This window comes from Okeania sp. SIO2B9 (assembly GCF_010672505.1).
GTDB lineage: Bacteria > Cyanobacteriota > Cyanobacteriia > Cyanobacteriales > Microcoleaceae > Okeania > Okeania hirsuta.
Window position 1 is genome coordinate 1 of sequence record NZ_JAAHGK010000693.1, and the last position, 4,090, is coordinate 4,090.

Here is a 4,090-nt window from a genome sequence, read left to right on the forward strand (position 1 = left end):
CAGTAAAGGAAAACTTTACTGTACAAAAGTTTGTCGGTCTACAAGGAGAGAAAAGAAAAAAAATATTTTAGTCAATTCTATAATCTTAAGGAGAAGTTATTGTTCATTATTAATTGTTAATTGTTGAAAGAGTCTAGCAGTCGAAGCAAAAGTTAGGACATATCAAAAACTTAAAACTTAGACAACACAAAATTTTTATTCTTCCTTCTTTTTTTTCTTCCTTCTGCTATAACAGGTTAACTCAAACTTTTAAAAATATAGGCTTTTAGATTTAGATTAGATATTGACAATTTTTCAGATAAAAACTGTAGACGATAGAATTATCAAAAAAATTACTGAATAATTAAATTTTCAACCCTCTCCTTGAAACTCGAAAGGAGAAAAAATATTTTATTCAGTGCTCTTGTTTTAAAAAGGGTTTCCTAACGGAATCCTCCACAAACAGCAATTCAGCAGTCAGCATTTTCCAAAAGGAATGCTCCGCAAACAGCAAGTGATTTATATAGCTGTACTAAATAGGTTTTAAACAAATGTTAGTGATCGAAATACTGATGGTTACTTCTCTTGATATATAGCTAATGTTCATATTCTATCTAGTGCAGAATGGCAGAAATAACTAACCAGTTACAAAATCCTAAAAGCCTTACCAATCAATACTTTTGACTTTTGAATTTTGACTTCCACGTAGCAGCACTAGGATAGCTATAGTGATTTATGTTCATATTAATTATCTTTTCACTTATGGGTTTAATATCCTAGCTTTACCCACGGTGTCTACAATTATTTGGGGTTTTAATTCCCATAACTTTTTTTTGTTCCTTCTTCAAGAATAATTACTAATGCAGTAGTTCTCTGATTTCTATTTGTTGTTCAAGTTCCCACATAGCATAATCAATCAATCTGTAAACCGTTAGAAATAAAACTATGGAAGCAATACCAGTTCCCTCCCGTATTCATTATGAATTGCTACTTCAGTTATTAGAAAAAAAGACAATTTTAGCAGTAGACTATAATACAAAGCAGCACGAAAAAGCACGGGAACTTATTGTAACTGTGAGAAAAGCTTTAGCACTACAAAAACAATTTGAAGAAAGTTGCAAGCAAGCAAATTTACCAATTGAATATCAATGGTCTCTCAATGAAACAGAAAAATAAATATTAAGTGCATTAGGGCAAGCTAAAAAAAAGGTATTTATGAACTTGATAATATTCAAAAATTAATATCTAAGACTTTTGAAAATCCAAAGGTAGAATTGGCAATTAATAACTTCACTAAATAAGACCTAGAATAAAACTAACAATAGATAATTAATTAACAATCATTCATTAATTATTTCTCTGCTGATTAAATCTCAAAGCACTGCTAAATAAAGGTTTTAGCCTTTTTGGGGCCTTTAAAAAGTGCCTGGTTTCCAGTCTAAAACGCTCAAAAAGGAGCGTATTTTAGGCGCATAGTTGGGTAGAAAAATCATTCTTACAATTGTTACTCCTACCTCCTCGCTCATTCCCATTCCTCCCCTCCTGGGAGGGGGAGGGGCGAGGGGTGGGTTTTCTCCTGTCTCCTACCCCTACTAAAAGACTTTTTCAGCAAACCCTAATTAGAAGAAGTAATTATCAATTATTGATTTAGTCTACCTAACTAATAAATACCATTCTTAGGGGTCTCACAATTGATAGATTTGTTCAATGTAAAGTTTTTGGGAATGATTAGGAGCAGTTAATACAGTTAGTATTTCGGCAATAATTTGTGAAACCATTCAAAACCATTACTCTAACAACAAAAACTTTGTGGTTAGTTATAACTTCTAACTTTTACCAGATAAATAGTTGCTTCAAGCATTGAATTATCCGTTAATATCTTAAATGTAAATTCTATAGAAAGAAAAATCAAAAATTTCCTCAAAAAAAAATAATTAAAATTAAATAACTCCCAAAATAACAAAAAGATTCCAACTTTGGAATCTTAAAGAAAAAATAAGTTTTTTCAATGAAATGCTTCTCAATCAATAAACATATAAACTAACTCAAGTAACACAAAACAAAGGAATAGAAATAATGAATGATAAACTAATGTTAATGATTCCCGGACCTACTCCAGTACCAGAAACAGCCTTACTAGCTATGGCTAAACATCCAATAGGCCATAGAAGTGGTGACTTTTCCAAAATTATGGCCGAGGTGACAGAAAACCTCAAATGGCTACATCAAACCAAAAATGATGTGCTAATTTTAGCATCTAGTGGAACTGGGGCCATGGAAGCAGGTATCATTAACTTTCTCAGTCCAGGCGATCGCGTATTATGTGGATGTAATGGTAAATTTGGCGATCGCTGGGCAGAAGTAGCTACGGCCTATGGTCTCCAAGTAGAAAAAATCACAGCAGAATGGGGCCAACCTCTGGACTCAGAAAAATTTCGTGAACAACTAGAAGCAGATAAAGAGAAAACAATCAAGGCGGTTATTATTACCCATAGTGAAACTTCTACAGGTGTTCTCAATGACCTAGAAACTATTAATAGTTATGTTAAAGCTCATGGCGAAGCATTAATTATAGTAGATGCCGTCACCAGCATTGGGGCAGTCAATATACCAATAGATGAGTTGGGTCTTGATGTTGTTGCTTCAGGTTCTCAGAAAGGTTATATGATACCCCCTGGTTTAGCTTTTGTAGCAGTAGGTGCTAAAGCTTGGACTGCATATGAAACGGCCAAATTACCACGTTACTATCTTGACTTGGGTAAGTATCGTAAAGATGCAGCTAAAAATACTACACCTTTTACTCCACCAGTAAATTTATTCTTTGCCTTGCAAGCTACACTTAGGATGATGCAAGCTGAAGGATTAGAAAATATATTTGCTCGGCATCAACGTTTAATGAGTACGACTCGTGCAGCAGTCAAAGCTTTAGGGTTGCCCCTCTTTGGGCCAGATGCAGTAGCTAGTCCTGCTATTACGGCAGTTGCTCCTCCACCAGAAGTAGACGCAGAAAAAATACGGACTATTGTAAATAAGCGTTTTGATATTGCTTTAGCTGGTGGACAAAACCACTTGAAAGGGAAAATTTTCCGTATTGGACATTTGGGTTTTGTCAGCGAACGGGATATTCTCACCGCTATCTCTGCATTAGAAGTTGCTTTGCGAGAGTTGGGATATGAAGCTTTTACTCCAGGAGCAGGTGTAGCTACTGCTTCTAGAGTTTTAGCTGAGTCATAATTTAACATCTAAAATGTTGCAATAGTAGGGGCGGGTTCTACGTTAAATTAATGAGTCTTAACCAATTTAGATGAACCCGCCTCCACCCCATTTACGAAGTCATAATTCAGAAGTCAGAAGTCAGAAGTCAGAAGTTATTTTTGTAACGGGGATGTGAGCAACTCTCCAAAAATTTTTTGCCTTAAAAGGTGGGGTGACACGACCCAATTATTTTGATAATCTAACGCTAGCTACATATTGAAGAACCGTTATTTTCAAGGTTTAATAATAGAATAGATTTTAAGTTTGATTTTAAATTGAGTTCTGAACTAGAGTTAAATTGATTATTTCTAGTAATTATTCTGTAAGTATTCTGTAATTATTCAGCTATTAGTTGTCAGCTTAGGGCAATAAGACTCCCTCCTGAAGGAAGTATTTAAATGAATATAGACTTTCAGGTTAAAAGAACCTGCTTTTGTAAGATTTAATTATGACTGGATTATGGCTTAATAAGAACCCTTAATATAGGGTTTAAATCAAGCTCAAAAAATAGCTGATAGCTAATAGCTGATGGCTGTTTGCGCAGCATGACCTAGGAAATACTTAGATTATTCTGGCATTTAGTTGAAATCATAAGTGGTTTCTAGCCAATCAAATATTTTATCTAATTGCTCTAGAGTAACTAAACCATATTGCCATAAAATCATTGGAAAAGCACTGAAGTCTGGTTTACGATCTACTAATGTTGAACTAATACTAGCTCTTTCTGCAACTGCTATAGAAGCTGAAGAAATAGATAAATCATCTTTCAAGAAATGAATAAAGCGAGCATAATTATTTGGTGTCATTTTTCTTTACCTCCTATTTTTCAGACACCATTCTCTTTGTAACTCTTGTT

Annotated in this window: 3 protein-coding genes; 2 read left to right on the plus strand and 1 reads right to left on the minus strand. The window is 34.2% G+C overall.

The features are described from left to right. Positions 1-924 precede the first annotated feature (924 nt). Together F6K13_RS21735 and F6K13_RS21740 are read left to right on the plus strand one after the other, a co-directional pair. Positions 925-1,155, plus strand: a complete 231-nt coding sequence (locus tag F6K13_RS21735; protein ID WP_124154993.1) for a DUF5340 domain-containing protein — start codon at positions 925-927, stop codon at positions 1,153-1,155. 900 nt (positions 1,156-2,055) lie between these two features. Next, positions 2,056-3,213 carry an alanine--glyoxylate aminotransferase family protein gene (locus tag F6K13_RS21740; RefSeq protein ID WP_124146147.1) on the plus strand — a complete coding sequence of 386 codons (1,158 nt, stop codon included), beginning with the start codon at positions 2,056-2,058 and terminating at the stop codon, positions 3,211-3,213. 599 nt (positions 3,214-3,812) lie between these two features. Here F6K13_RS21740 and F6K13_RS21745 read toward each other — a convergent pair. Then, positions 3,813-4,040 (minus strand): DUF2949 domain-containing protein, encoded by a 228-nt coding sequence (locus tag F6K13_RS21745; RefSeq protein ID WP_124146146.1) that lies wholly within the window; start codon positions 4,038-4,040, stop codon positions 3,813-3,815. Between the last annotated feature and the right edge of the window lie 50 nt (positions 4,041-4,090).